The 26,157-nt window shown below is 69.4% G+C and carries 22 protein-coding genes and 4 pseudogenes; 9 read left to right on the plus strand and 17 right to left on the minus strand.

Going from position 1 to position 26,157, the window contains the following annotated elements; all coding sequences use genetic code 11:
- Positions 1-69: 69 nt before the first annotated feature.
- The gene (locus ABIE67_RS42495; protein ID WP_370266916.1) at positions 70-516 is read right to left on the minus strand and encodes a MarR family transcriptional regulator; all 447 of its coding nucleotides are present in this window, start codon (positions 514-516) and stop codon (positions 70-72) included.
- On the minus strand, positions 513-1,004 hold the full coding sequence (locus ABIE67_RS42500; protein WP_370266917.1) for a MarR family winged helix-turn-helix transcriptional regulator: 492 nt from the start codon (positions 1,002-1,004) through the stop codon (positions 513-515). The genes ABIE67_RS42495 and ABIE67_RS42500 overlap by 4 nt, the downstream gene beginning before the upstream one ends.
- Before the next feature lie 113 nt (positions 1,005-1,117).
- Between ABIE67_RS42500 and ABIE67_RS42505 the strand changes: the two genes are divergently transcribed.
- From ABIE67_RS42505 to ABIE67_RS42525, 5 genes are all read left to right on the plus strand, one after another.
- The gene (locus ABIE67_RS42505) at positions 1,118-2,083 is read left to right on the plus strand and encodes a pirin family protein (protein WP_370266919.1); all 966 of its coding nucleotides are present in this window, start codon (positions 1,118-1,120) and stop codon (positions 2,081-2,083) included.
- A gap of 1,291 nt (positions 2,084-3,374) precedes the next feature.
- Complete coding sequence (locus ABIE67_RS42510; protein ID WP_003973099.1) at positions 3,375-3,578, plus strand: cold-shock protein; 204 nt, start codon at positions 3,375-3,377, stop codon at positions 3,576-3,578.
- A gap of 343 nt (positions 3,579-3,921) precedes the next feature.
- Positions 3,922-5,415, plus strand: coding sequence for a DEAD/DEAH box helicase (locus ABIE67_RS42515; RefSeq protein ID WP_370266920.1), 1,494 nt, complete (start codon positions 3,922-3,924; stop codon positions 5,413-5,415).
- Positions 5,416-5,460: 45 nt separating this feature from the next.
- Positions 5,461-5,865 carry a CBS domain-containing protein gene (locus ABIE67_RS42520; RefSeq protein WP_370266922.1) on the plus strand — a complete coding sequence of 135 codons (405 nt, stop codon included), beginning with the start codon at positions 5,461-5,463 and terminating at the stop codon, positions 5,863-5,865.
- 50 nt (positions 5,866-5,915) lie between these two features.
- Positions 5,916-6,224, plus strand: coding sequence for an SCO5918 family protein (locus ABIE67_RS42525; RefSeq protein ID WP_142157942.1), 309 nt, complete (start codon positions 5,916-5,918; stop codon positions 6,222-6,224).
- A gap of 90 nt (positions 6,225-6,314) precedes the next feature.
- Here the strand turns inward: ABIE67_RS42525 and ABIE67_RS42530 are convergent.
- Together ABIE67_RS42530 and ABIE67_RS42535 are read right to left on the minus strand one after the other, a co-directional pair.
- Positions 6,315-6,613 (minus strand): annotated as a pseudogene (locus ABIE67_RS42530) (hypothetical protein); the annotation flags it as partial.
- 217 nt (positions 6,614-6,830) lie between these two features.
- A complete protein-coding gene (locus ABIE67_RS42535) occupies positions 6,831-6,992 on the minus strand; it encodes a hypothetical protein (RefSeq protein ID WP_370266923.1) in 162 nt (53 codons plus the stop codon).
- A 1,235-nt stretch (positions 6,993-8,227) separates the two neighbouring features.
- On the opposite strand from ABIE67_RS42535, the gene ABIE67_RS42540 reads away from it, so the two are divergent.
- Positions 8,228-8,566 (plus strand): MerR family transcriptional regulator, encoded by a 339-nt coding sequence (locus ABIE67_RS42540; protein ID WP_370266924.1) that lies wholly within the window; start codon positions 8,228-8,230, stop codon positions 8,564-8,566.
- A gap of 335 nt (positions 8,567-8,901) precedes the next feature.
- The gene (locus tag ABIE67_RS42545) at positions 8,902-10,203 is read left to right on the plus strand and encodes a transposase (protein WP_370251558.1); all 1,302 of its coding nucleotides are present in this window, start codon (positions 8,902-8,904) and stop codon (positions 10,201-10,203) included.
- 117 nt (positions 10,204-10,320) lie between these two features.
- On the opposite strand, the pseudogene ABIE67_RS42550 reads toward ABIE67_RS42545, so the two are convergent.
- The 5 genes and pseudogenes from ABIE67_RS42550 to ABIE67_RS42570 form a co-directional block, all read right to left on the minus strand.
- Positions 10,321-10,662: pseudogene (locus ABIE67_RS42550) on the minus strand (transposase family protein); the annotation flags it as partial.
- On the minus strand, positions 10,662-10,964 hold the full coding sequence (locus ABIE67_RS42555) for a hypothetical protein (RefSeq protein WP_370269746.1): 303 nt from the start codon (positions 10,962-10,964) through the stop codon (positions 10,662-10,664). The pseudogene ABIE67_RS42550 and the gene ABIE67_RS42555, both read right to left, overlap by 1 nt.
- A gap of 218 nt (positions 10,965-11,182) precedes the next feature.
- Positions 11,183-12,694 (minus strand): glycoside hydrolase family 43 protein, encoded by a 1,512-nt coding sequence (locus tag ABIE67_RS42560; RefSeq protein WP_370266925.1) that lies wholly within the window; start codon positions 12,692-12,694, stop codon positions 11,183-11,185.
- Between the two features lie 44 nt (positions 12,695-12,738).
- The gene (locus tag ABIE67_RS42565) at positions 12,739-14,871 is read right to left on the minus strand and encodes an alpha-galactosidase (RefSeq protein WP_370266926.1); all 2,133 of its coding nucleotides are present in this window, start codon (positions 14,869-14,871) and stop codon (positions 12,739-12,741) included.
- 92 nt (positions 14,872-14,963) lie between these two features.
- Positions 14,964-15,274 (minus strand): annotated as a pseudogene (locus ABIE67_RS42570) (substrate-binding domain-containing protein); the annotation flags it as partial.
- Positions 15,275-15,721: 447 nt separating this feature from the next.
- On the opposite strand from ABIE67_RS42570, the pseudogene ABIE67_RS42575 reads away from it, so the two are divergent.
- A pseudogene (locus ABIE67_RS42575) lies at positions 15,722-16,953 on the plus strand (NAD-dependent succinate-semialdehyde dehydrogenase); the annotation flags it as partial.
- A 302-nt stretch (positions 16,954-17,255) separates the two neighbouring features.
- Positions 17,256-17,435, plus strand: coding sequence for a hypothetical protein (locus ABIE67_RS42580; protein WP_370266927.1), 180 nt, complete (start codon positions 17,256-17,258; stop codon positions 17,433-17,435).
- A gap of 39 nt (positions 17,436-17,474) precedes the next feature.
- Here the strand turns inward: ABIE67_RS42580 and ABIE67_RS42585 are convergent, their stop codons facing one another.
- From ABIE67_RS42585 to ABIE67_RS42620, 8 genes are all read right to left on the minus strand, one after another.
- A complete protein-coding gene (locus ABIE67_RS42585) occupies positions 17,475-18,458 on the minus strand; it encodes a D-2-hydroxyacid dehydrogenase (RefSeq protein ID WP_370266928.1) in 984 nt (327 codons plus the stop codon).
- A gap of 1 nt (position 18,459) precedes the next feature.
- Positions 18,460-19,911 carry an NAD-dependent succinate-semialdehyde dehydrogenase gene (locus ABIE67_RS42590; protein ID WP_370266929.1) on the minus strand — a complete coding sequence of 484 codons (1,452 nt, stop codon included), beginning with the start codon at positions 19,909-19,911 and terminating at the stop codon, positions 18,460-18,462.
- Between the two features lie 41 nt (positions 19,912-19,952).
- Positions 19,953-21,233, minus strand: a complete 1,281-nt coding sequence (locus ABIE67_RS42595) for an NAD(P)/FAD-dependent oxidoreductase (RefSeq protein WP_370266930.1) — start codon at positions 21,231-21,233, stop codon at positions 19,953-19,955.
- Between the two features lie 105 nt (positions 21,234-21,338).
- Positions 21,339-22,181: an ABC transporter permease gene (locus ABIE67_RS42600; protein WP_370266932.1), complete on the minus strand. Its 843-nt coding sequence runs from the start codon at positions 22,179-22,181 to the stop codon at positions 21,339-21,341.
- The gene (locus ABIE67_RS42605) at positions 22,178-23,083 is read right to left on the minus strand and encodes an ABC transporter permease (protein WP_370266933.1); all 906 of its coding nucleotides are present in this window, start codon (positions 23,081-23,083) and stop codon (positions 22,178-22,180) included. The genes ABIE67_RS42600 and ABIE67_RS42605 overlap by 4 nt, the downstream gene beginning before the upstream one ends.
- A gap of 4 nt (positions 23,084-23,087) precedes the next feature.
- Positions 23,088-24,254 carry an ABC transporter ATP-binding protein gene (locus ABIE67_RS42610; RefSeq protein WP_370266934.1) on the minus strand — a complete coding sequence of 389 codons (1,167 nt, stop codon included), beginning with the start codon at positions 24,252-24,254 and terminating at the stop codon, positions 23,088-23,090.
- Positions 24,247-25,344, minus strand: coding sequence for an extracellular solute-binding protein (locus ABIE67_RS42615; protein WP_370266935.1), 1,098 nt, complete (start codon positions 25,342-25,344; stop codon positions 24,247-24,249). The genes ABIE67_RS42610 and ABIE67_RS42615 overlap by 8 nt, the downstream gene beginning before the upstream one ends.
- A gap of 108 nt (positions 25,345-25,452) precedes the next feature.
- Positions 25,453-26,133, minus strand: coding sequence for a haloacid dehalogenase type II (locus ABIE67_RS42620; RefSeq protein WP_370266936.1), 681 nt, complete (start codon positions 26,131-26,133; stop codon positions 25,453-25,455).
- Positions 26,134-26,157: the final 24 nt, after the last annotated feature.

Here is a 26,157-nt window from a genome sequence, read left to right on the forward strand (position 1 = left end):
GCCTCCTTCGGCGCCGTCAACCGAGAAGGTTGGTTCAATATTCCACTCCGTTCCCGTGCCGGTGTTCCGCTACTTGGCCAGGGTCGCGAGCTCGGCGTCGGCCCGCTCGGTGATGAGGCTCAGCACCCGTCCGGCGGCGGCCAGGTCCTCCGTCGGGATGCCGGCGTAGATCCGGGCGGTGATGGGGGCGGTGCCGGCGGTGGTGGTGTCGTACAGCTCCCGTCCGGCATCCGTGATCCGCACCCGGGACGGCTCGTGCGCGGCCAGCAGCTTCGCGGCGATCAGCTCGTCGACCACGGATTGCGCCTCCGCGGCGTCGATCTTCAGCGCGCCCACGACACCGCCGACGAGGTGGTCCCGCACGACCGGTTCCTCGGCGATGGCGACGAGCCGCAGGGTGACGGACTGCTGGAAGGTCGCGCCGTGGCGGGCCAGCACGCTCTCCAGGAGTGCGCGGCTCGCGTAGTGGGCCAGGGCTATGACTCGGGGGTTGAGCAGGGGAGTGGCGGTGGTCATGACTGCTCCTTGTCGGACTCGTTGTCCGTGGCGAACGGGTCGAGAGGTGCGTCGAGCAAGGTGGCCAACTCGCGCCTGAACTCCCGCGTGCGTGCGCTGTCCAGGCCGCCGAGCGGCGCCAGCAGCTGCTCCAGCAGCCCCTGGACGACCTCGATCGCCTGCCGGGTGCGCTCCTGGCCCGGCTCGGTCAGCGCCAGCTGCACCGCGCGCGGGTCACGGGGGTCCCGGGTGCGTTCGAGGAGGCCCGCGGCTTCCAGGGAACGCGCCAACTTCGAGACATACAGCGGTTCGAGCCCCGTGTGGTCGGCGAGGCGCCGCTGGCTGGGACGCTCCCTGTGGCGCTGCATGCCGTACAGCGAGGCCACCAGCGCGTACTGCGCGTGAGTGAGCCCCAGCGGGGCGACGGCTCGGTCGACCGCGACCCGCCACTTCGTCGACAGGCGCCACACCAGGAAGCCCGGCGAGGCGTTCTCGGAACCCTTGCTCATGATGAATACCGTACATGGCTACTATATACATGGCTACTATTTTTCGGTGCGCATCGAGACAGCCCCGGGTGACGGACTGACGCGGCGGCCCCTGCGGGGCTAGTTTGGGCGACATGAGCAATCTTGATCGCGAGGCGGTGCCCGCCGTCTGCGGCGGCCGTGGTTTCGTCGTGGCGGAGCCCGTGCGCGAACTCCTCAGTCCTCGCCGCGTCAAGCTCGGCGAATCCACCGAAGTCCGCCGCCTGCTGCCCAACCTGGGCCGGCGCATGGTCGGCGCCTGGTGCTTCGTCGATCACTACGGCCCCGACGACATCGCCGACGAGCCCGGCATGCAGGTGCCGCCGCACCCGCACATGGGCCTGCAGACGGTGAGTTGGCTGCACGAGGGCGAGGTGCTGCACCGGGACTCCACCGGGAGCCTCCAGACGATCCGCCCCCGCGAGCTGGGCCTGATGACCTCCGGCCGGGCGATCAGTCACTCCGAGGAGAGCCCGAAGTCGCACGCCCGCTTCCTGCACGGCGCCCAGCTCTGGGTCGCCCTCCCGGACAGCCACCGCCACACCGACCCGCACTTCGAGCACCACGCCGAGCTGCCGGTCGTCACGGCGCCGGGCCTGCGGGCCTCGCTGATCCTGGGCGGCCTCGACGGCGCCGCCTCACCCGGCACGGCGTACACCCCGATCGTCGGCGCCGACCTGTCCCTCACGCACGGCGCCGACGTACGCCTCCCCCTGGAGCCGGACTTCGAGTACGCCGTCCTGTCCATGTCCGGCGAGGCCCACGTGGACGGCGTGCCGGTCCTGCCCGGCTCCATGCTCTACCTCGGCTGCGGCCGCAGCGAACTCCCCCTGCGCGCCGAGTCGGACGCCGCCCTGATGATCCTCGGCGGCGAGCCGTTCGAGGAGGAGCTGGTCATGTTCTGGAACTGGATCGGACGGTCGCAGGAGGAGATCGTGCAGGCCCGTCAGGACTGGATGGAAGGCACGCGGTTCGGGGAGGTGAAGGGGTACGACGGAGATCCGCTGCCTGCCCCCGAGCTGCCGGCGGTGGCGTTGAAGCCGCGGGGAAGGGTGCGTTGACCTGCGGAAACGCGTCAGTGCCGGTGGCTGCTGATTGGCGGGCGGTCGGGTAATTCTTACTGGCTTCTGCCCGCCCACCAGAACGCGTCCGAACAGCCGGCTGGCTCAGGTCGGTGCGGTTGGCGATTCCACAGTGTGGCTGTCTTTGGGCGGCTGTGGCAGGACTCTTGCTGACCTAATGCTGACTTTGCTGACGCCTCGTCAGGGTAGGGTGAGAGGCCCTCTTCCCAGCTTCAGCGCTTGCGTGGGCGTTTGCAGGTTCGGTGGTGTCCGGACCAATGCTGACCTGGCTGGCGGTCGAGTCAGCGTTGCCGAACGGTAGCGCCGCTCACGCTGCCGCCTCGTGGAGATCCCACACGTTTCCGGTGTCGCCGCTGTCTGTCACCGGCGCTGGTCGCGTCCGGTCCGAGAAGTACTGCGCCGAAGAGGTGCTAGCAGATTCTTGGTCTGCTGGTGCTACCCGCTTGCCATCACCTCTGACCTGCGGCAAAGGGTGGAATCGTCTGCTGCTGAGCCGAGTTGGTCCGCACCTGGTCCGGATCTTGGTCCGTGATCTGTGGTGTTGGCGTGCGAGTCCTGCGGTACGCACAGGTTGTAGATCGCGTCTTGTGCGGTCCAGGTGGTCGACGTGAGGCGTATACGTGCAGGTCAAGGTCCCGTGGTCCGGGAGTGTCGCCCCTGTTCGTGAGACGTGCGTGAGAGCGCCGGTGATACGGCGAAGCACCTCCGGGACGGCCTGGCGAATCCTCTGTGCGCGGTGGGTTCAATACAGCACCGCCGACCACGCACGAGCTCGTCAACGCCAGGCCAGTCGCTCGCGTTCGGCGGCGTCCCCTCGGCGGTCAGCGGGGGAGGAGTCATGATGCAGCGCCGGGACGCCGGGACGAACTGCTGGGGACGCCTTCTCAAGCCGATCTTGCGGACAGCCGTGTAGGCGATTTCCGCCCCGGCGGCCCGGGGTGCGGCTGACGACACCGCTCTTTCCGAAACATCGCACCCGAGTGAAGCAATATCTGTTCCCGCGAGGTGAGAGTTTGACGGATTATGCAGGAAGAGTTGTTGCTGCAATGGGTGAAGTGGAATTATGTAACGTGTGCAGGCCGTCCCAGCGTGCTACTGTCGATCTCAGTTGCAGTTGTGGTTCCCAAAAACTTCAAGTGCCCCCGACCCGGATTTCGTCGGTCGGGAGCACTTTTGTAAATCCGGTCATTTTCCGGGCGGGGTAATCATCGCGGCGACACGGTGTCCGTACGGTGCGGATTCCGATGTACTGCCCCAAAGGAGATATGACATGGCTGCTGGTACCGTGAAGTGGTTCAACGCGGAAAAGGGCTTCGGCTTCATCGAGCAGGACGGTGGCGGCGCGGACGTGTTCGCCCACTACTCGAACATTGCCGCGCAGGGCTTCCGTGAGCTGCTCGAAGGTCAGAAGGTCAACTTCGACATCGCGCAGGGCCAGAAGGGCCCGACGGCCGAGAACATCGTTCCTGCCTGACGCTCACGCACAATCTGTAGCTGGGGCCCGCATCCTTCGGGGTGCGGGCCCCAGCTGCACGCATCTCCCGCAGCGGTTTCACCTGCGGGACGACGCGGAGGAATCCGCGGTCCAACCACGCGCAGCTGCTCCTCCAGGATCCAGGCGCATCCTGAAGAGCTGCACCCCAGCCGACGCTCGGATCTCAAGTCCCCATCGGGTCACTCACTTCAGCATCTGCGCTCCTGGAGATTTCCTCCAGCCAGATCTGCTTTCTTTTGCCGCTGGTCCATACTCGTAATTCTCCATGCCGCTCATCGCTGCGGGAATTCCTTGATATGTGCCACATCGAGGAAGGTTCCGCATGAACCACACATACACGAACGACCGCCCCGCCCGCACCCGTAATGGCGGCGCCGACGCCGGCAGGGGCGGCAGCCGCTTCGGCTCGCAGGCACCGCGCCGTTCGGGCGGGCCCACTCGTTCCGGTGGTTACGGCCGCCGGTCCGCCGCAGTGCAGGGTGAGTTCGCGCTACCCAGGACGATCACCCCCGCGCTGCCCGCCGTCGAGGCGTTCGCCGATCTCGCCATGCCCGAGCCGCTGCTGGCCGAACTCGGCAAGCAGGGTGTGACCGCGCCGTTCCCGATCCAGGGCGCGACGCTGCCCAACTCCCTGGCGGGCCGTGACGTCCTGGGGCGCGGGCGCACCGGTTCCGGCAAGACCCTCGCCTTCGGCCTCGCCCTGCTCGCCCGCACTGCTGGACAGCGTGCTGAGTCCCGCCAGCCGCTGGGGCTGATCCTCGTACCGACGCGTGAGCTGGCTCAGCAGGTGACCGACGCGCTCACTCCGTACGCCCGTTCCGTCAAGCTGCGGCTGGTCACGGTGGTGGGTGGGATGTCGATCGGCAGGCAGGCAGGCGCGCTGCGAGGCGGAGCCGAGGTCGTCGTCGCGACCCCGGGCCGGCTCAAGGACCTCATCGACCGTGGCGACTGCCGGCTGAACCAGGTGGGCATCACGGTGCTGGACGAGGCCGACCAGATGGCCGACATGGGGTTCATGCCACAGGTCACCGCGCTGCTCGACCAGGTGCGTCCGGAGGGGCAGCGGATGCTGTTCTCCGCCACCCTGGACCGCAATGTCGACCTGCTGGTGCGCCGCTATCTGACCGACCCCGTCGTGCATTCGGTCGACCCGTCGGCCGGTGCGGTCACGACGATGGAGCACCACGTCCTGCACGTCCACGGCGCCGACAAGCACGCCGCCACGACCGAGATCGCCGCCCGCGACGGCCGCGTGATCATGTTCCTGGACACCAAGCACGCCGTCGACCGGCTGACCCAGGACCTGCTCAACAGCGGGGTACGGGCCGCCGCGCTGCACGGCGGCAAGTCGCAGCCGCAACGTACCCGCACCCTGGCGCAGTTCAAGACGGGGCACGTCACCGTACTGGTGGCGACCAATGTCGCGGCGCGCGGCATCCACGTCGACAACCTTGACCTCGTCGTCAACGTCGATCCGCCGACCGACCACAAGGACTACCTCCACCGCGGCGGCCGAACCGCGCGGGCCGGCGAGTCCGGCAGCGTCGTAACCCTCGTCACACCGAACCAGCGTCGAGGCATGGTTCGCCTGATGTCGGACGCCGGGATCCGGCCGCAGACCACCCAGATCCGCTCGGGCGACGAGGCCCTGAACCGGATCACCGGAGCCCAGGCCCCGTCCGGCATCCCGGTCGTCATCACCGCACCGGTGGTCGAACGCCCCAAGCGCAGCGCCACCTCCCGAGGCCGCCGCCGCCCCGCCTCGGCGACCCGGCGCGCGCCTGTGCGCCAGTCTGTCGTCGGCGCGGTGGCCTAGGCCCTTCGTGATCAGGAATCTGGCCCATCTCTGCAGGAGGCACCTTTGACGCTGGTTCAGATGCAGCCCCGCCCGGAGGATGTCAACCCTGTGCACAGGACGGTGGCCGAGGTCATGGACGCGGCCGGACCGCAGGTCTGTGACGACATGAGCGTCGAGGTGGCGCTGGCCGTCATGGCCGCCGCACGCACGGGCCGGCTCGTCGTCTGCGACCAGGACGGCCAGTGCACCGGCCTGGTCACCCAGACCGAACTCGCCGCCGTCCGCGACAGCTCCGACTACACGGATCGCGTCCGCCTGCGCGACATCCTCGGCGACCACGGCTCGTTCACCTCACCCGTGACCACGATGGCCGAAGCCGACCAGGTGATGCGCACCCGTCAGCTCGGTGCCCTGCCGGTGGTCGACGAGCAAGGCAGCGCTCTGGGCATCCTCGCCCTCTCCCGCTGAAACGCCCACCCCCGGTCGGACCCGTTCTCCCCTTCTCCCTGTGAGGCCACATGCGCTGCGTCATCGCCCGTTTCCCCTTCGAGCTCACCAAGGGTGGCGTGCTGGAATCGATGAAGGGCGTCAAGCCCGAACCGGTCACCGGCCAATCGGTGATCATCGGCCGCCGCCACTACCCCGTCAAGCAGGTCGGCCAGGTCATCACGCGCCAGGACCGCCGTGACTTCAGCGCCGCCGAGGTCCTGCGGGCCATGGCTCAGCTCGGCTTCACCTGCCGCGCCGTTCCCAAGGCAGCGCCCCTGGGCATTCTCAGCCCGATGCAGCACGCTTCCGCGATGCTCGGCACCCCCGTCACGGTCTGACCGGGTAAACAGACACGAGCCGACACCTGAGCAGCAGTGTGGGCCCGACCGGTACGCCGGTCGGGCCCACACCGCGTGCAACGGGTTCCCGCCACCGTTGCCCTGCAGGATCCGGGCGACACGGAAGTGCAGACGCGTGGGCGGCCCGTCCTTCTTCACGGGGGCGTCGAAGACGGCGGGCGAACTCGCCCGAGTGGGCGGAATCCCCTCAGCACATCCGACACCCTCTGCGTCCACACCTCTTCGGCAGCCAGCCGACCGGTGATGACAGTGCCACCGGTCGTCACGGCCAGGGACATCTGGTTGCTCTGGCCGGACTTCACCAGGGCGGCAACGTCAACCAGCAACTCGTCAGGCTGCGCATGAGGCGGACCATGTTCGCCGGCCATCCGGCTGCTTGAGCGGTGACGCTACGGGGCAAGGAAGGTGCTCACGGTCTTGCCACCGGAGGCCCGGCGGGTGACCGCCGTGGCGCGGGCGAGGCTGGTGACCATGGGCCAGCCGAAGCCCCCCGGTACCGCCGTTCAGGTCAGGGGTGCGCATGCGCGGCACATGCCGGCTGGGATCGTGAACGGCGACCTCGATGGTGTCGGAACGGGCGCGCAGTCAGTTCCCGAGCTCGGACACGACCAAGACCACAGTGTCCGCCGCGTCGGGGGCCATGGCCGGCTGCTGCAAACCTTCGAGGAAGGCACGTGCCGTATCGCGTGCGTCGGCAATGGCTGTTGTGGAACGGACGGCTGCGGCGCCGGCCGGCACCGTGATCATCAGGGTCACCCTGGTCTCTGAATAGTCCATGCCTCTGCCCGTGCCTACCCAGCCCGTGTGCCCCGCCCCTCCACCCGCCAACCCCGCAGAGCCCCAGTGCTTGCCGGAAGGGGACGGAGGACCACAGTCGACGCATGGCGGCACCTGCTGCCGTGAGCCCTCCTCCGCAGCCCGCGGTCTACTCGAGTCAGGGGCCGTGCCGGTTGGCCACAAGCTGCTCGATCATCCAGGGATCGTCGAGGGCGGCGAGGGGCCTCCTGCCACGCTTGTCAACGGCCCACCTGGGGGCGTCACGGCTGGAAACGTCCGTCCCGGCCGGTGGAGTTCTCCACGAGACGCAGTGTTGGCCGGGGCGCGCCAACGGGTAGGCGCGGCGCGGTCGGCGACGTCACGCTCAGTCCGACATGCTGCGCGGCGGGGAATCCCTGCGCGCCGGGCTGAGCCCGGTGCTGCTTGAACCATCCGTGGACCGGTCGAGGCGGACTACCTCATCTTCGAGGGCGCAGAAATCTATCCCAGCCGGAGTAGACATTCGTTGGCGATGTGGTTATGGTTTCTCTCGTAGCCGAGATCGAGCAAGGCCCGGCAGAGATGAACTGCCGGGCAGCAGTACGCAGTTGCAGTTCGCAGGACGGTGCGGTGGTGGAGTTCCGAAGCCAGAGTGGTTGCAGGACGGCGACGGGACTGACGACCGGACCGGGTGGCCCGCAGTGATCAGGGGCCGCCATGAGCAGTACCGCAGTGGCAGTACCAGTAAGTGAAGGTTCGCAGTACCCAGCAGTGAAGTCAGTGAGCAGTACCTCGGTGAAGGCGTCGGCTGCGGGCGCGCGTGCCGGGAAGTTCGGCAGTGGGGTTCCAAGCCAGAGTAGACGCAGGACGGGCGACGGGGCTGGCTGCCGAAGAGTGGCGCTGTTCGAGGCCACCAGCAGTTCGCAGTACCAGTAGTACGCAGTTCCCGTTAGTGAGTAGTTGATCAAGAGGGAAGAACGGAGGAATCGAGCGCCATCAGGATCGCCCGGGTGGAAGTCTTGGACCCGGGTACCGCAGGACATCGATAGTGAGGTGGTCTCCGGTCGAGCAACCGCGATCCCCGCGCCCCCGACAGCGTCTCGGTCGGGTCTGCGGAAACGTAGGGCCGGTGCAGTATCAGGGCCGGCAGATGGTGTAGCAGTTCCTTCGGGGCCCTGGTGCCGTACGGCACCAGGGCCCCTCCACGCGTTCCACAGAGAGGTGCAATGACAGCAGACGACACGTTCGGCCGTCTCGATGACGACGACTACCCCGCCTACACCATGGGCCGGGCCGCCGAGATGCTCGGCACCACACAGGGCTTCCTGCGCGCCATCGGCGAAGCCCGCCTCATCACCCCGCTGCGCTCCGCGGGCGGACACCGCCGCTACTCCCGCTACCAGCTGCGCATCGCCGCCCGCGCCCGCGAACTCGTCGACCACGGCACCCCCATCGAGGCCGCCTGCCGCATCATCATCCTCGAAGACCAGCTCGAGGAAGCCCAGCGCCTCAACGCCGAATACCGCCGCGCCACCGCATCAGCGAACCCGACCGCAGCAGCATGAAATGAGCGTGCCCGTCCGTGTCGGCGGGCACCCCACGCACGGTCTGCCGTGCGGTGTGATCGTTTCCTATGGTGACGCGGCGTGTGGGCGTGTAGCGTTCTGTGTCAGCTGTCGTGGTTCGGAATTTCCCCTGCCCGCGCCTTTGGTGTGGGCGTTTTGCTGTGCTGTGCCGCACTCGACTTTGCGGAGAATCGTGATCTTGAACAGATAGTGGCTTCCCTGTTCGGGTGAGCCCGCTGAGTGGCTTGCGGAACGTCAGGCTGAACGTGAAGAACCATCAGCGGTGTTGATCCAACCGCCTCGAAGCGAGGAAGTTGCCGCTGATGGTTCCGGGGATGACGTTACCGGCGTCGTTGCTGCTTGTTCTGCAGGTCACTCGTCCGTGTTTCACGAAGCATTCGTTCGAGACGTTCTGCCATCTGGTGGCCGGGATGGCCGCGCAGACGGGGCGGCGTACGGTCACCGGGATGCTGACGGGGGCGGGACTGTCGCGGCTGTGGCCGCACCGCAGGGCCCACGCCTTCTTCTCTGAGGCCTCGTGGGATCCCGACCAGCTCGGCCTGCGCCTGGCCCGAGCCGTGGTCGAAGCCCTGCTCCCAGCGGACGCGCCGATCCTGGCTGTCGTCGACGACACCCTGCTGCACCGGGTCGGCAGGAAGGTCTTCGGGGCGCTGTGGGCGCATGACGGCTCCGGGCGGGGCAAGGACAAGCTCGGGTTCGGCAACACCTGGGTCATCTGCGCGGTCGTGGTCCGCCTGCCCTTCCTCGCCAAGCCGGTCGCTGTGCCGGTGGCCGCCCGGCTGTGGCGGGGCAAGGCCACCGCCTCCCGCACCGACCTGGCCCTGGAGATGGTCCACGACCTGGCCGCGCTCTTCCCCGGCCGCACTCTCCACGTCACCGGCGACGCTGCCTACCACTCCGGCAAGGTCGCCGACCTGCCCCCGTCGGTCACCTTCACCACCCGACTCCCGCGCAACGCCGCCCTGTCCGCGCCGACCCCGCCCAAGACCAACAAGCGGGGACGGCCCCGCAAGAAGGGCAGGGCGCTGGGCTCACTGACCGCGATTGCCCAGACGGCGACATGGCGCCTTGCCGTCGTGGAGCGTTACGGGCGCATGGAGTTCGTGTGGATCACCGAGAGGGAATGCCTGTGGTACGGAGCCTTCAAGGACCTCCCGGTCCGCCTCGTCCTGATCCGCGACCTGAACTCGACCCGCCCGTACGACCTCGCTCTGATCAGCACCGACCTGGTCAGTCCCGCCGACGACCTCATTGAACGGTACGGCACGCGCTGGCCGATCGAATCGATCTTCGAGCACATGCGCCAGGATCTCGGCGTCGGCCAGGCCCGCAACCGCACCCGGCGCGCGGTGGAGCGCACCGTCCCCTTCGGCCTGGCCGTCTACACCATCGTCGTCCTCTGGTACGCCGCCCACGGGCACCACCCCGCCGACATCGCCGACCGGCGCGCACGACAGCCCTGGTACGCGACGAAGGCGACCCCGGCGTTCAGCGACATGGTGATCAAGCTTCGCCGGACGATCATCGCCGCCCGCCATATTCACAACCCTGCAGGTCAACCCGGTCCCGATGAAATCGCCGCGGTCATCCGCGCCTGGGAAGCAGCCGCGGCGTAGAGCCCGCCACCCCAAGATCACCATTCGCTACAAACACGAGCGACCGGCAGCAAGCCATTATTTCCTCGATCTGCTGAAGGTTCTTGCGGCCCAGTGAACGTCTTTCATCTTGAAATAGGCGCCTTGGTAGGCGCGGTCGGCGAGGACGAGGATCTGCCGTGTGAGGCAGGCTTGAATGATGCCGTGGGCGCGAGCCGCGGTGAGGTCGTGGGTGCGTCCTGGTGTCGCACGCGAGAACCATAGGGGCATGCCGTCCGGGGTAGCGATCACCTGGACGTTCATGCCGTGCTGCCTGTGCTTTTGGGAGTAGTACGGCTCGTCCGCCCTGACACGGTCGGTCGGGATGAGCGTCCCGTCAACGATGACGAAATCCCCTTCGCCCAGCCCGACCAGGGCCTCATGCAGGCCGGGTGCCCAGGCAGCCAGGACTTCGAGGGTCTCGTCCACGTAACGCCACGCTAGCCCTCGGCGCGGATGGTCTTGAACAGGTCCCTGGTGACGAGCGGGTTGCCCCAGGACGTCTCGTCCGGAATGGCGTCCAGGGTGTTGCCCAGGTTCCAGCTGGGTTGCATCGCGGCGACGGCGTCCATGGCGCGGGCCGGAACCTTGACCGTGGCGCGTGCCTGCTGTGCCGTGTCGCCGGGCGCGGCGATCGCGGTGCTGCCGGACAGTCCCAGGACGACGAGCAGCGCCATCAGCAGGCCGGCCAGGCGTCCGGGGCCGCGGCTGCGATGGCGTGAGGGTCTCCGTATGTCCTTCATGCGTCATGCCTTTCGGTCGGTGGTACGGGTGATCCGGTCCGTGGTCGGGCAGCGACCAGGTGCCGGCGTCGGCCACGCCTGGCGCTGCAGGATCATCGGGTGATGTGTCTCGTGCCCGTTCTCGGGGTTCGGGGCCGGTCGGTGAGGACGTCAGCCGGCCCTCGTCGCCCCATGGCGGAGCGTCCTGTGTCCCTGTCGGCAGAGGGAGGGACCCTGGTTCAGCCGTCGAGGGGCTCGTAGTCGAACCAGTCGAAGCGGGCGGTGCCCGCGGTGGCGTACATGCCGATGACCCGGCCCGTGAAGCCGCCGGCGACCTCGGTCGACAGGTAGCGGCCGTCGAGGGTCGCGAGCTCGGTGAACGTGCCGTCGGACTGCTCGACGCCGAGGGAGACGACGTCGGGTCCGGTGCACGGTCCGTGCGGAGACGGGGGGGCCGTGATCGTGACGGCCAGGACCACCGGCCCGGCGGGCACGGACTGTTCGGCCACGACCGTGCGCAGGGAGCCGACGCGCGCGATCACCCGCACCTCGGTGCCGGAGGCCTCGATCGCGTAGTGGTGCCGCTCGTCGAGCCGGACGGCGAGGCCACCGCTTCCCTCCGCGGCATCGACCAGAGTCCGCGCCCGGCACGACAGATGCTGCTGGCGTCGGCCGGTGAACACCACGTCGGGCTCGTCGAGGGAGCCGCCCCGCGCGCGGAGCGTCAGCCATCCGGGGCGCTCCTTGGTGGTGCAGTGTTCGGCGGGCCGGTCGCGCAGGGAGATCCAGGACGGTCGTAGTTCGGCGAGCTCGAAGTCGTCCCGGTGCTCCTCGACAGGGCCGGGGGAGAGCGGCCACGGGAGCTCGGGCAGGTCCAGGGCGACCTCGCCGACGACCGGCCAGTCGTCCACCCAGGTCACGGGGGCCAGGAAGGTCTCCCGGCCGAGCACGTGCCAGCCCGGCGTGCCGCCGCCCGGCCGGACGCCGAGCAGCACCATCCACCAGGAGCCGTCGGGGCCTTGGACCAGGTCGGCGTGCCCGGTGTTCTGGACGGGGTGGTCGGTGCCGCGGTGGGTGAGGATCGGGTTGGCCGGGCACGGCTCGAACGGGCCGGCGGGGGTACGGCCGCGGGCGATCGAGACGCCGTGGCAGCGCTCGGTGCCGCCCTCGGCGATGAGCAGGTACCAGTAGTCGCCGATCCGGTACAGGTGCGGCGCCTCCGGGGCCTTGGCGCCGGGCCCGCCGGACCAGAGCCTGTGCGGTGTTCCGTACGTCTGCCCGGTGGACGGGTCGAGACGGACCTGCGAGACCCCGGCGACCGTGCACCAGCAGGTGCCGTCCTCGTCCCAGACCAGGTCGGGATCGATGCCGGGGACACCCGGCGCCCAGATGGGGTCCGACCACGGTCCGGCGGGGTCGGTGGCCGTGACGATCAGGTTGCCGCCGCCCTCGCTGCAGTTGGTGACGATCAGCCAGAAGCGGCCGTCGTGGTGGCGCAGGGTGGGGGCGTAGATCCCACCGGAGGACCACGCGTCCGACAGACGCAGCTGCTCCGGCCGGTCCAGGGCGTTGCCGATCTGTGTCCAGTGCACCAGGTCACGGCTGTGGAAGAGGGGCACCCCGGGGAAGTACTCGAAGCTGGAGCAGGCCAGGTAGTAGTCGTCGCCGACGCGGCAGACGCTGGGGTCGGGGTGGAAGCCGGGGATCACGGGGTTGGCGAAGCGTCCGTCCGGCTGGTGCAGAGGGGGCACCCGATAGTTCCTCTCGTCGATGCGTGATGCGGGCGTGGGATGGTTCAGGGAGCGCCGGGGGCCGTGGGGGTGACGCGCAGCAGGACGGCGGACGGCGCGGTGGGCAGGGTCAGGCTCAGCTCGGCCGTGTCTGGCGTCCAGGCGGAAACGGCCGAGCTGAGCGAGGGGTAGAGCAGGTCGACACGGGCGGCGGTGTCCCGCAGGTGGGGCAGGTGAAGCGTCGCAGTGGCGTCGGTTCCGGGGCGGCGCCAGGCGGTGAGGTAGGTGGTGGCGGGAGTGCGCAGGGCCAGGGCGATCCAGGGGTCGTCCCAGGCAGGAAGGCCCAGTGGCCAGGACGGCACGGCTTGCGGCAGGTCGGCGCGGATGGCCTTGTACGCCGCTACCGCCTCGTGGACCAGGGCGCGGGCCTCCGGCTCGAGTTCGGGGATGCGGCCGGAGAGATGGATCCGGCCGAGGAGCGCGTTGGCCATGGTGAAGGCCACCTCGTCGAGGGAGTCCTCCGGCTGCGGGTAGGCCCAAACGGCCCCCTGTTCCGGGGTGACGGCGGTGGGCGCGGAAGCCGCGATGGGCGCGTAGAGGTGGAGGTTCTGCTGGTCGCTGGTGGACTGCAGCTGCATCCGGGACAGCAGGGCGTGGTCCCAGCGCATGCCGCCGGAGGAGCAGTTCTCCACCACCAGGTGCGGATAACGGTCCAGGATGCCGTCGAGCCAGTCGAGATGCGCCCGGTTGTGGCCGAGCAGACCGGCGCCCGGGGTCTCGTCGGGGTGGGCGCTGGTGCCGGAGCCGGGGTCGATGTTGTGGTCGAGCTTGAGGTAGCCGACGCCCCACTCGCCGACCAGGCGGTCCACGACCTGGTCCAGGTGAGCACGGGCCGCCGGGTGGCGCAGGTCCAGGTGGTGCCGGCCGGCCTCCGTGACGCGGGCGCCGTCGCGGCGGAAGAACGCCTCGTCGGGCAGGGACTTGGCCATGGGGCTGCGTACGCCGATCACCTCCGGCTCCAGCCACAGGCCGGGAACCATGCCGCGCTCCCGGATGCGGTCCAGCACCTCGTGGATCCCGCGCGTCCCGGGGAACCGGGAGGCGGCGGGCTCCCAGGCGCCGACGGTGGTCCACCAGCCGCCGTCGTCGCCGTCGTACCAGCCGGCGTCGATCACGAAGTACTCCGCGCCCGCGTCGGCCGCCGCGTCGATGTGCGGCAGCAGCTTCTCGGCCGTGGGGTCGCCCATCAGGCAGTTCATGTAGTCGTTGAAGATGACGGGCAGGCGCTGGTGGTCGGCATGCGGGCGGCGCTGGGCGCGGCGGTAGCGGGTCAGCGCGGCGAACGCCTCGTCGGGACCACCGTCGTCGCTGAAGGACAAGGCGGCGGGTACGGTGCGGAAGACGGCGCCGGGTTCGAGGGAGTGCCGCCAGCCGTGGTGGGTGTCGGTAGGTCCGAAGAGCGCAACGTAGGCCGCCCTGTCCCGCTCGCCGCACTCCCAACGCCAGCCGCCACCGTTGTGCTCGATCTGCCACACCCAGGTACGGCCGGTACGCCGGTCCGTCAGGCCGCCCATGGGGAGGCGTCCGCAACTGGACCAGGTGCCCTGTCCGTTCAGGGCGAAGCCGGCTCTGCCGTGCCCGTTGCTCACACGTCCGCTGTGGGCCGGTGTGGTCAGGCGCATCGGCTGTCGCTGCCAGCGGCATTCGGTGAGCCAGTCGTTCTCCGCCCACAGCAGGTCCGCGGCGTCGATGGCAGCCGGGTCCTGCGGGGTGAGGCCGCCCACCGAGAGCGAGCTGACCGACTCCAGGTGCAGCGCGGTCTGCCCTTCGTTGCGGAGGGTCACCTCGCTGCGGAGCACGGGGATGCCGTCCGGCGATCGGTAGGTCACCTCCGCGACCAGCCCGGTTTCCGGATCGTGGAGGTGCACGGTCAGTGTGTGCCAGTCGCCGTCGCGGGTCGCGTGGTGGGTCCGGTGGCGCAGACGCCCGCCGAGATCGGTGCCCACGAGGAGGTTGCCCGACCAGCCACGGCCGTGACCCGCGGCCGTCACGTCCACCAGGGGCAGGGACGCGGGGGCTGTCTCAGCCGCGCCGGGCAGTCCGAGGTGCGTCAGCCGCGGGCTGCCGTCGTCATCAAGGACGATCTCGAGCTGGAGGGCCTCGTGCCCCCAGCGGAAGGTCCCCTGTTTCTTGGTCATGGTGGCCCTTTCGAGGTCAGTGCCCGCGCAGGACGGCGCAGCCGCCGGGCGGGACTGCGTGCGCGACGGCACCGGTGAGCAGGTCGTGGGCGGCGGCCGGCGAGGATACGGGCGAGGGTCTCGGCGGTGCTTTCGTACGTGCCCTCGCAGGAGCGGTCCAGGAAGCGCAGGCCGCGTGCCCGGCTCGTTCGCGGAAGCCGGCAAGGGTGCGTTCGGCGTATCCGGTGTGCCGCTCGTAGACGCCGTAGCCGATGAAGGCGACCTCCCGGTGGCCGAGGTCGGCGAGGTGGTCGGCGCACAGCGCGCCGGCGGCGGCGAAGTCGTGGTCTACGCAGGACAGTCCGACGTCCATGAGGATCACGCCGTCGGCCGGCTCGCTCGCCGCGACGCGCCGCACTCCTGATGCTGTACCGGCGTCCTTCCTGGGCCGTGACCAGCCCTTGATCGCGCCGGTGAGCACACCGGTCCGGAAGTCCTCCCGGGCGGGCCGGTGGACGATCGGCAACGGCATCAGGCTCAGCACGACGGTGCCGGAGTGGTCGCTCCGGCCACCGACGCTGCTGCGCCGACGAAACCTCTGCGGTTCAGCTCGTGCGTCACGGAGGCAGCCCTTCCCTGGGATTGTCGAAGCGCTTCACCTGCGACGGGAAGGTAACGGACTTATTTCATGTGAAACAAGAGGCACGGCGCAAAGAAAGTTTCTTTGGCCTGGTCATTGACAGTCCGTCAGGGCCAGTGGCAGCGTCGATGCGCTTCGACAACTCACTCTCGACCCGACATCCGCACCCGCCTGCCGAGGGATCCGCTTCGTGGCTTCTCCGTCCCCTTCCGCCGCCCGGCTGCCCGGCCGCTTCATCGACGGCGGGCGCACGAGATCATCCTGGAGCGCACCGACGAGCTCGCCCACCTGATGACGGCCGAGATGGGCAAACCGCTCGCCGAGGCCAGGGGGGAGGTGGCGTACGCGGCCGAGTTCTTCCGCTGGTTCTCCGAGGAGGCCGTACGCGTCGACGGCGGCTACGGCACGCTGCCCGACGGCCGCAACCGCATGCTGCTCTCCCGCCGCCCCGTCGGCCCCTGCCTGCTCATCACCCCCTGGAACTTCCCCCTCGCCATGGGCACCCGCAAGATCGGCCCGGCCGTCGCGGCCGACTGCACGATGGTGCTCAAGCCCGCCCCGCAGACCCCTCTCTCCAGCCTCGCCCTCGCCGCGATCCTCAAGGAGGCCGGACTGCCGGACGGTGTCCTGAACGTCGTCACGACCTCCCGTGCGGGGGAGGTGTGCGAACCGCTCCTGCGCGGTGGGCGGATTCGCAAGCTCTCCTTCACCGGCTCCACCGCCGTCGGACGGCTGCTCCTGGCCCAGTGCGCGGACACGGTCGTACGGACCTCGATGGAGCTGGGCGGCAACGCGCCGTTCATCGTCTTCGAGGACGCCGACCTCGACAAGGCCGTGGACGGCGCGATGCTCGCCAAGATGCGCAACATGGGCGAGGCGTGCACCGCCGCCAACCGCTTCCTCGTCCACCACTCGGTGGCGGAGGAGTACGGGCGGCGCCTGGCCGAGCGTATGGGCACGCTCGTCGTGGGCCCCGGCACGCGGGCGGCGTCGATGTCGGCCCGCTGATCGACAGGACAGGGCGCGGCAAGGTGGAGGCGCTGGTCGCCGACGCGGTGGAGCGCGGTGCCCGAGTTCTCGTCGGTGGCCGGACGCCGGAGGGTCCGGGCTGCTTCTACCCGCCGACCGTACTCATGGACGTGGCACCCGAGAGCCGCCTCATGGACACGGAGATCTTCGGCCCCGTCGCCGCGATCCTCACCTTCGACGACGACGAGGTGATCCGGCGAGCCAACGACACCCCCTGGGGCCTGGTCGGCTACGTCTTCACCCAGGGCCTGGACCGCGCCCTGTGCGTCAGCGAGCGCCTTGAGGTCGGCATGGTCGGCCTCAACACCGGACTCGTCTCCAACCCGGCCGCGCCTTTCGGCGGCGTCAAGCAGTCCGGGCTCGGCCGCGAGGGCGGCCGGGTCGGAATCGACGAGTTCCTGGAGTACCAGTACCTCGCTGTGCCCGTGCGGTGATCCCCGCCGCCGTGTCGGTCACCATTTTGCCCAGCTCGGGGAGCTGCTGAACCTGGCTCCGAGGGCGAGCGCGGGCCCGACGGAGGTCGTGTCCACCCTGCCCGCCGTCCTCGCGAGCCTGCTGATCGCGGGCGTGGCCGGACCGTCCGTGTGGGGCGCGGTCTGCGTGGTCGCATGGAGCCCCTACGCCGCCCAGACCGCAGCTCTGCTCGAACAGGAACGCGCGAGCGGGCACATCGCCGCGTCTGTCGCGCTCGGCGCGGGACGGCTGCACCTGCCGCGCCGCCACCGGGCTGCCCTCGGTGCTCCCAACCCTCCTGCGCAACGCCCTGCTCCGGCTGCCCACGACCGTCCTGGTCGTGGCCTCCCCGGGCCTGGGCGAACAGCCGCCCACCCCGGAGCGGGCCGCCTCCTCTCGGAGAACCAGCCGTACGCCGAACCGGCCCCCTGGACCGTCCTCGGCCCGGCCGCCGCGCTGGTGATGCTGCCTGTGCTGGGGATGACGGGCAGCGTCTCGCCCTTCAGGCGGGGTGCGTCTCGTCGATCACGTATCCGCGCCGCTTGTCCACCACGTTGCGCAGCGGCCGGCCCTCGATGTGCCGAGTGAGGTTGTCGAGGAACACCTCGGCGAGCGCCTCCCGTTCGCCGGTGGTCTCGCCCGCCGTGTGCGGGGAGATCATCACGCCGGGCATGTCCCACAGGGGTGATTCGGCAGGCAGAGGTTCCTGGGCGAAAACGTCCAGGGCTGCGCCGGCGAGCCGCCCGGCGGCGAGGTGGTCGACCAGTGCCTCCTCGTCGACGAGTCCGCCCCGGCCGACGTTGATCAGCCGGGCCCCCGGCTTCATCGCGGCCAGCACGGGGGCGTCGACCATGCCCCGGGTGTCCTGGGTGAGGGGGGCGGCCAGGACGACGTAGTCCGCCTCCGCCAGGGCTGCATGCAGGGTGGCGGAGGCGTGGACCGTGCCGAAGTCCGGGTGGTCCGTGCGGGCCCTGCGCCCCGCGCCGCAGACCCGCATGCCGGCGGCGCGCAGCAGCCGGGCGGTGGCCCGGCCGATCGGCCCCGTGCCCCAGACCAGCACGGTGCGGCCGGTGATGCCGTCACTGGGGCGCGGACGCCACTCCCGGCGCCGCTGGTGCTCCCAGGTGCCGGGGAAGTCCTTGGCAAGAGCGAGGATCAGGCCGAGGACGTACTCGGCGGTCGGCTGGTCGTAGACGCCGCGGGCGTTGGTGAGAACGACGCCCGGATCGTCCACCAGGGCGGGGAAGAGGAACGAGTCCACGCCCGCGGAGGACGCGTGGACCCACCGGGGTGCCTTCTCGGGGTTGTCGGGCCAGGCTTCGCGGATGGCCGGGGTGATGGTCACCCAGGCCAGGAGGGCGTCGGCACCGGGGAGGAGGTAGGGGAGCTCCTCCTCGGTGGCGTAGACGGTGTCCGCGAGCCGCTCGATGAGTCCTGTGGCGGGGGGCCGGTTGCCCCGGTAGAGGACGACGAGGCGGTCGGCCATCTCAGGCTCCGGTAGGGACGGCGATGTACTTGTACTCGAGGAACTCGTCGATGCCGACGCGCCCGCCTTCGCGGCCCAGTCCGGACTGCTTGACGCCACCGAAGGGGGCGGCGGGGTTGGAGACGAGTCCGGTGTTGAGGCCGATCATGCCGCTTTCGAGGCGTTCGGCGACGCGCAGGGCACGGTCGAGGTTCTGGGTGAACAGGTAGGCGGCCAGGCCGAATTCGGTGTCGTTGGCGCCGGCTATGGCCTCGTCCTCGGTGTCGAAAGTACGGATCGCGGCGACCGGGCCGAAGATCTCCGTGTCGATGATCGCGGAGTCGGGGGCGATGCCGGTGAGGACGGTGGGCGGGTAGAAGCAGCCCGGCCCCTCGGGGAGTTCACCGCCCGTCAGGACGGTGGCGCCGCGCTTGACGGCGTCCCGCACCAGGTCGTGGGCCTTGCTGCGGCCGGCGGCGTCGATGAGGGGTCCGACGTCGGTGCCGGGTTCGGTGCCGTCGCCGACGGTCAGGGCGGCCATGCGGGCGGCGAGGCGGGTGGCGAACTCCTCGGCGATGGAGGTGTGGACGTAGATGCGGTTGGCGGCACAGCAGGATTCGCCCATGTTGCGCATCTTGGCGACCATGGTGCCTTCGATGGCCACGTCGAGGTCGGCGTCGTCGAAGACGATGAGGGGGGCGTTGCCGCCCAGTTCCATGGAGGTGCGGATGACGGTGTCGGCGCACTGGGCCAGCAGGATCCGGCCGACCTGGGTGGAGCCGGTGAAGGAGAGCTTGCGGATCTGCCCGCCGCGCAGCAGCGGCTCGACGACACCGGCGGCGTCGGTGGTGGTGACGATGTTCAGCACACCGGCCGGCAGACCCGCTTCGGTGAGGATCTCCGCCAGGGCGAGGCTGGCCAGGGGGGTCTGGGGGGCGGGTTTGAGAACGATGGTGCAGCCGGCGGCGATGGCGGGGCCGATCTTGCGGGTGCCCATCGCGAGGGGGAAGTTCCAGGGGGTGATGAGCAGGCAGGGGCCGACGGGCTGGCGGGTGACCAGGAGGCGGTTCCTGCCGTCGGGGGCGGTGGTCAACCCGCCGTCGATACGGACGGCTTCCTCGGAGAACCAGCGGAAGAACTCCGCCGCGTAGGCGACTTCGGCACGCGCCTCGGCCAGGGGCTTGCCCATCTCCAGGGTCATCAGCAGCGCGAGGTCTTCGGTACGGCTGATGATGATGTCGTAGGCGCGGCGCAGGATCTCGCTGCGCACCCGGGGCGCGGTGGCGGCCCAGGCGGCCTGCGCGGCGACCGCCGCCTCGACGGCACGCCGGCCGTCGGCGGGTGAGGCGTCGGCGACCTGGCACAGTTCCTCGCCGGTGGCCGGGTTGTCGACGGACAGGGTCCGGCCGGACTCGGCGTCCTGCCAACCACCGCCGATGAACAGCTGCTTGGGAACATCACGGACGACAGTCATGGTGGGTATCTCCTTGTATGTGTAGAGGGGCTGCCGACCGGTCAGCGGATGCGGTCCAGCGTCTTGTAGTAGGCGCCCGCGAAGGGCAGGAACCAGGCAGTGCCGTTGTAGAGGGGGATGCGGGGCGGGGCCAGGTCGCGGACGGGGCTGACCTCGGGGTGGCCGTCCATCACCTCGGCCATGACCTGCCCCATGTGCGTGGCCATCTGCACGCCGTGGCCCGCGTATCCCATGGAGTAGTAGACGCCGTCCTCGGTCTGCCCGGCGTGCACGATGCGGTCCATGGCGAAACCGACGGAGCCGCCCCACACGTATTCGACCTTCGTCCGGGCGAGTTGGGGGAAGATCTCGCACATCTCACGGAACAGAACGGCCCCGCTCTTCTTGTCCGAGGTGGGATCGGACGGCGCGAAACGGGCACGGCCGCCGAACAGCAGCCGGTTGTCCGGGGTGAGCCGGAAGTAGTGGCAGACCTTGTTGGAGTCGACGAGGAGGCGGCCCTTCGGGATGATGTCCCGGGCGAGCTCCTCACCGAGCGGCTCGGTCACGATGATGAAGCTGCCCACGCAGACCTGCTGGCGGCGCAGCCACGGGAAGTTCTTGTCGGTGTAGGCGTCGGTGGCCATCATGACCTGCCCGGCGCGGATCACACCGCGCTCGGTGCTGACCTCGAACCGGCCGGCGGCGGTACGCCGCACGCCGATGGCCGCGTTGCGCTCGTGGATCTCGACACCGGTGCGCTCGCACGCCTCGGCCATACCGCGCACGAAGCGGCCGACGTGCAGCGCGGCGCTGAACGGGTCGAGCAGGCCGCCGTGGTAGGCGTCGGATCCGATCTCGGAACGCAGCTCGGACTTGCCTATCAGTGTGGTCTCGTGTCCGAAGTACTTGGCCAGGTCGCGCTGTTGGGCCTTCTTGCTCTCGAAGTGCGCGGGGCGGGACGCGAGGCCCAGGCGTCCGACGCGGTTGAACTGGCAGTCGATGGACTCCTCGTTCACGAGCCGCTCGACGGTGTCCACGGCCTCGCCGTAGGAGTTGTAGATCTCGCGAGCCCGCTCCAGTCCGTACCGGCGGATGGCCTGGCTCACGCCGATGGTGAAGCCCAGGTTCGCCATGCCGCCGTTGCGCGCGGAGGCGCCGGAGCCGATCTGGCCCTTCTCGACAAGGATGACGCGGGCGCCCTTGCGGGCGGAGTGGAGGGCGGTGGACAGACCCGTCAGGCCGGCGCCGATGACCACCAGGTCGGTGTCCTCGGTCAGCGGCTTGCCGGACCGGTCGGGAAACACCCCAGCGGTTTCTATCCAGTAGGGAATCGTCTTCATTTCGGGTCCTCTGCGGGGAGTTTCGAAGTGGGGTGCGGTCGGGCACCACCAGGGGCCCGGCCGACGGCGCTGTCAGCGGTAGCGCTTCCCGTGCCGGCGCAAGGCTCAGGTGAGGCGTTCAACGGGGAGGACGCCGCCTTGCTGGTTGCGGTGGCCGCCGAGTTTGCGGACGAGGGCTACCAGGGCGAGGGCGAGGATGGCCAGGGCGATGAGGACCGCGCTGACCGCGGTGACGGTCGGGTCGACGTCGAACTGCAGGGCGTTGAAGACCAGGACCGGCAGGGTGCGGGTGTCGGGTGTGGACATGAACTGGGCGATGAAGAACTCGTCGAAGCTGGTGATGAAGGAGAACACGGCGGCGGCGATCAGACCGGGGGTGGCCAGGGGGAAGGTGATGCGCCGGGCGATGGTCATCCGGCTGGCGCCCATGCTGGCGGCGGCGTCTTCGAGCCGTTCGTCGATGCCCCTCAGGGTGGAGATCATGATGAGGATCGCGATCGGTGCGGCGAGCACCGTGTGCCCGAGGGCGATGGCGAGCGGGCTGCCGAGCATGCCGACGGGTTCGAAGAACAGGAACAGGCCGAGGGCGATGACCACTTGAGGGATGAGCATCGGGGCCAGGACCAGTCCGTAGACCGCCGCGTGCAGCGGCAGCCGGCCGCGGGCCAGGGCGGTGGCGGCGGTCACGCCCAGAATCAGGGAGAACACCGTCGTCAGGGCGGCGACCAGGCTGGACAGGGCGATGGAGGTGGCCCAGTTGCCGTCGGGTGCGGCCATCTGCTCGTACCAGCGGGTGCTGTACTCCTCGGGCGGGAAGGTGCCGATACCGTCCGCGCCGAAGGAGGTGACCAGGATGATCACGATCGGCATGGCCAGGAAGAGCAGAATCGCGGTGGCGCTCAGGGCGCGGCCGACGTGTCCGGCCCGAGTGGGAGGCAGTTCCATCATGAGCCGCTCCTTCGTGCGTGCGCCTTCTTGCGGCGGAGCTTGGCCAGGCCGAGCACGCCCAGGCCGGCGAAGGTGAGCAGCAGCAGGATCACACCGAAGGCGGCGGCGGAGTTCCACTGGTCCTGCTTCATCACCTGCTGGTCGATCAGCGCCGCGACCACGGTCTGCTTGCCGCCGCCCATCAGAGCTGGGGTGATGTAGTAGCCCAGGCACAGGATGAAGCTCAGCAGCCCCGCCGTGCCGATCCCGGGCGCCACCAGCGGCAGGTAGATCCTGCGGAAGATGGTGAACCGGCTCGCGCCGAAGCCTGCCGCTGCGGCCAGGAGCCGGCCGTCGACGCCCCGCATCACGCCCTGGAGCACGAGGACCGTGTAGGGGAGCATGACGGAGGTGGTCCCGATGACGACACCGATCTCGTTGTAGAGCAGTGAGAACGGGGCTCCGGGCACGTGCAGAGAAGTCAACAGTGTGTTGATGAGGCCGTGTTCACCGAGCATGATGATCCAGCCGTAGGTGCGTACCAGGGCACTGATGAAGTGCGGCACGACCACGATCAGCATGGCCAGCGCGGCGAAGACGGGACGCATCCGGGCGATGGCGTGCGCCAGGACGAACCCCACCAGCAGGCTGAGCACCGCGGTCTCCGCGGAGATCCGCAGGGTGGAGAGCAGCACGGACAGGTTCACGCCGCTGAGCGCGTCGGCGTACCAGTGGAGGGTGAACCCGCCGGTGTCGCCTTCCAGGCTGAGGGAGAGGACGCCGATGATCGGGTAGACGAAGAGGACCAGCAGGAACACCGTGACGGGGACGGCGTTGACCAGCGCGATCCGGGAGCGGTGCCCGCGCATCGCGGACGTCTTCTTCACACGCACCTTGCCGGGTGCGAGAGCGGTGCCGGCCACGGGCTCACCCCCCGTCCTTCTCATCGAAGACACTGACGTCCTCGGGCTCTGCGGTGACGCAGACGCGTTCGCCAGGGCGGGGCGGAGTGTGGGCGGTCTCGATCCGCAGCGGCTGCGTCCCCGGAGCAGCACCGTCCAGGCGGACGGTGATCCGGGTGAGCGAGCCGACGTAGACGGCCGTCTCGACCGTGCCGGTACAGCAGCTCTCCTCGGCACTGACCAGGCGCAGTTTGCCCGGCCGCACCGCGGCGCGCACCCGCTGACCGGGAGCACACGGGTGGGCGCGGGCCGTGAGCACGCCGCCGGTGTCCAGCCGCACGCGGGTGCAGTCGTCTCCCCGGCCGTCCTCGACCTTGCCGGTGAGGAAGTTGGCGGCGCCGAGGAAGTCGGCGACGAAGGGGGTGCGGGGGCGTTCGAACAGGCCGCGGGGGGTGTCGAACTGCTCGATGCGGCCGTCCTTCATGATGGCGATCCGGTCGGACAGGACGAGGGCTTCTTCCTGGTCGTGTGTCACGTAGATGACGGTCAGGCCGAGTTCGCGCTGGATGGACTTGATCTCGGTCTGCATCTGGTCGCGCAGCTTCTTGTCCAGCGCGCCGAGCGGTTCGTCCATCAGCACGATCGGCGGGCGGTAGACCAGCACCCGGCACAGGGCGACGCGCTGCTGCTGGCCACCGGAGAGCTCACGGGGCTTGCGGCCGGCGAACTTCGACAGGCCCGCCGCCTCCAGCGTCTCCCCGACCCGGCGGCGGATCTCCGCCTTGTCCACCCCCCGCAGCTGCAGGGGGAAGGCGACGTTCTCGGCGACCGTCATGTGGGGGAAGAGCAGGTACTGCTGGAAGACGAAACCGAAATCACGCTTGCCCGGATTGAGCCGGGTGATGTCATGGCCGTCCACTGCGATGGAGCCGGAGTCGGGCTCGGTGAACCCGGCCAGCATCATCAGCGTGGTCGTCTTGCCGGAGCCCGACGAGCCGAGGAAGGTGACGAACTCACCGGCCGCGATCTCCATGTCCACGCCGTCGACCACCGTCGTCCCGCTGTAGGACTTGCGCAGCCCCGTCACCGACAGCGACTTGCCCGTCGGTGAGGAGGAGCGAGGGGCCAGGGCAGCGGCGAGGTCGTCGGCGGACAGCTTTCCGGCGGTCAGACTCTGGGTCCGCTCAGGCATCGGCCCACTCCTGCCAGCGCTTGATGACGGCGTCACGGTTCTTGTCCCACCAGGCGGCATCGATATCGAACCCGGTCTTGAGGTTCTGCGGCGAGGTCGGCAGCGTGGCCAGGACATCGTCCGAGAGCTGCTTGGTTGCCGCCGGGACGACCGGGCCGCCGGTGGGGCTGAGCTTGGCGAAGGCCGCCTGCACCTCGGGCCGCAGCGAGAAGTCGATCAGCTTGTAGGCCGCGTCCGTGTTGTCCGCGCCCTTCGGGATGCCCCAGCCGTTGGTCATCCTGCGGGCGCCGTTCCACTGGTAGGCGACCGGCATCCCCTGCTTGATGAGCTCGTCCGCGCGACCGCCCCACAGGCTGGTCGCGACGACCTCCTTGCGGCCGAGCAGGACGGCCGGCAGGGCGCCGGTGTTCCAGAACTTCTTCACATCACCGCGGATCCGCGACATCGACGCGAAGGCCCGGTCCACATCGAGCGGGTACAGCTTGTCCAGCGGCACCCCGTCGGCCAGCAGCGCGAACTCCAGCTCCGGCAGGTCCGCCTCCGCGCTCTGCAGCGAGCGCGGACCGGCGAAGGCGTCCGTGTTCCAGAAGTCGGCCCAGCTCTTCGGGACACGCTTGAGGCTGTCCGTGCGGTAGGCCATCACGCTCGCCCACACGTTCTTGCCGACCGCGTGCTCCGGCAGGTTGTGCTCCGCGATCCCGGCGCCCTTGACACTCTTCAGCCGGTCGTGGTCCACCGGCTCCAGGCACTCCAGCCGCGTCATCTTCTGGAAGTTCAGCAGTGTGTTGTCCATCAGGTCCACCTGCGGACGGCCCTGCTTGACCTGGGCGATGATTTGCGCCGACTGGTAGTTGACCGTCGTGACCGTGATGCCGGTCTCCTTGGCGAACGGCTCGTAGATCGCCTTCGTCAAGGCGTCGTTGTAGGCCCCACCGCTGTTGCTGACGACGAGCCTCTTCTTACCGCCGCCCGACGAGCCGCGGCTTTCGCCGGTGCCCATGAGGGTGCCGCAGCCGGTCACCGCGGTGGCGGCGGCCAGAGCGCCTGCGGTTCGGAGTACGGTTCTGCGTCCTATCCGGTTGGCTTCCATCGGGCGCCTCCTGATGATGGGTGTTGGATTCGGGGGAGCGGAAAACGCTGAGGTGGGGGGGTTGGGGGGTCCTTCGGGGCTGTCCGTGCGGGACGAGGGCGTCGCGAGTCAGATGCCGAGCATGGTGTTGAGGTCGTCCAGGGACTTCACGGTCACGTAGTCGTAGCCGTGGGTGACCGGGTCGCAGCCACGGTCCAGGAGGATGAGGTTGCGGAAGCCCATGTCGTGCATCGGCATCAGGTCGTAGCGGGTGTGCGAGGAGACGTGCACGAAGTCCTCGGGGGAGGCCTCGAGCTGGTCGAGCATGTACTCGAACGCGGCGTAGCGGGGCTTGTAGTAGCCGGCCTGCTCCGCGGTGAAGACTGCGTGGAAGTCCGCCCCGAGCCGGGGCACGCTCTCCTCCAGGAAGGAGTCCCCGGCGTTGGAGAAGATCACCAGCTTGTAGTTCTCGCCCATCTTCTTCAGCGGTTCCGGCACGTCGGCGTGCGGGCCCCAGCTGCGCACGCCGTGGGCGAACCGCTTGCCCGCGTCCGGCGCAGCCTTCACACCCCACTTGCGGCAGACCCGCTCGAAGGAGTCCTGCAGCACCTGCTCGTAGGGGTAGTACTCGCCGCGGACCTGGTCGTAGCGGTAGCCGCGGAACTCCCGGACGAACTGGTCCCACTGCTCGGCGGGGACCTGGTCGCCGACGAGCTCACGCGTGATGGGGGTCATCGGCCACTCGATCAACGTGCCGTAGCAGTCGAACGAGACGTACTTCGGGCGGAACTGAAGCGAGGGAATGGGCATGGGGATGCTCCTGTCATTGGTTGC

This window comes from Streptomyces sp. V4I8 (genome assembly GCF_041261225.1).
In the GTDB taxonomy this organism is placed as follows: Bacteria; Actinomycetota; Actinomycetes; order Streptomycetales; family Streptomycetaceae; genus Streptomyces.

Bases quoted from the DNA above. Each gene is read 5' to 3' on its own strand.
- ABIE67_RS42540 (WP_370266924.1), top strand. From the start codon at position 8,228: ATGACAGCAGACGACACGTTCGGCCGTCTCGATGACGACGACTACCCC.
- ABIE67_RS42620 (WP_370266936.1), bottom strand. From the start codon at position 26,133: ATGCCCATTCCCTCGCTTCAGTTCCGCCCGAAGTACGTCTCGTTCGAC.
- ABIE67_RS42600 (WP_370266932.1), bottom strand. From the start codon at position 22,181: ATGATGGAACTGCCTCCCACTCGGGCCGGACACGTCGGCCGCGCCCTG.
- ABIE67_RS42590 (WP_370266929.1), bottom strand. From the start codon at position 19,911: ATGACTGTCGTCCGTGATGTTCCCAAGCAGCTGTTCATCGGCGGTGGT.
- ABIE67_RS42505 (WP_370266919.1), top strand. From the start codon at position 1,118: ATGAGCAATCTTGATCGCGAGGCGGTGCCCGCCGTCTGCGGCGGCCGT.
- ABIE67_RS42610 (WP_370266934.1), bottom strand. From the start codon at position 24,254: ATGCCTGAGCGGACCCAGAGTCTGACCGCCGGAAAGCTGTCCGCCGAC.
- ABIE67_RS42585 (WP_370266928.1), bottom strand. From the start codon at position 18,458: ATGGCCGACCGCCTCGTCGTCCTCTACCGGGGCAACCGGCCCCCCGCC.
- ABIE67_RS42515 (WP_370266920.1), top strand. From the start codon at position 3,922: ATGAACCACACATACACGAACGACCGCCCCGCCCGCACCCGTAATGGC.
- ABIE67_RS42510 (WP_003973099.1), top strand. From the start codon at position 3,375: ATGGCTGCTGGTACCGTGAAGTGGTTCAACGCGGAAAAGGGCTTCGGC.
- ABIE67_RS42615 (WP_370266935.1), bottom strand. From the start codon at position 25,344: ATGGAAGCCAACCGGATAGGACGCAGAACCGTACTCCGAACCGCAGGC.
- ABIE67_RS42495 (WP_370266916.1), bottom strand. From the start codon at position 516: ATGACCACCGCCACTCCCCTGCTCAACCCCCGAGTCATAGCCCTGGCC.
- ABIE67_RS42555 (WP_370269746.1), bottom strand. From the start codon at position 10,964: ATGAAGGACATACGGAGACCCTCACGCCATCGCAGCCGCGGCCCCGGA.
- ABIE67_RS42500 (WP_370266917.1), bottom strand. From the start codon at position 1,004: ATGAGCAAGGGTTCCGAGAACGCCTCGCCGGGCTTCCTGGTGTGGCGC.
- ABIE67_RS42535 (WP_370266923.1), bottom strand. From the start codon at position 6,992: ATGATCACGGTGCCGGCCGGCGCCGCAGCCGTCCGTTCCACAACAGCC.
- ABIE67_RS42525 (WP_142157942.1), top strand. From the start codon at position 5,916: ATGCGCTGCGTCATCGCCCGTTTCCCCTTCGAGCTCACCAAGGGTGGC.
- ABIE67_RS42595 (WP_370266930.1), bottom strand. From the start codon at position 21,233: ATGAAGACGATTCCCTACTGGATAGAAACCGCTGGGGTGTTTCCCGAC.
- ABIE67_RS42565 (WP_370266926.1), bottom strand. From the start codon at position 14,871: ATGACCAAGAAACAGGGGACCTTCCGCTGGGGGCACGAGGCCCTCCAG.
- ABIE67_RS42545 (WP_370251558.1), top strand. From the start codon at position 8,902: ATGACGTTACCGGCGTCGTTGCTGCTTGTTCTGCAGGTCACTCGTCCG.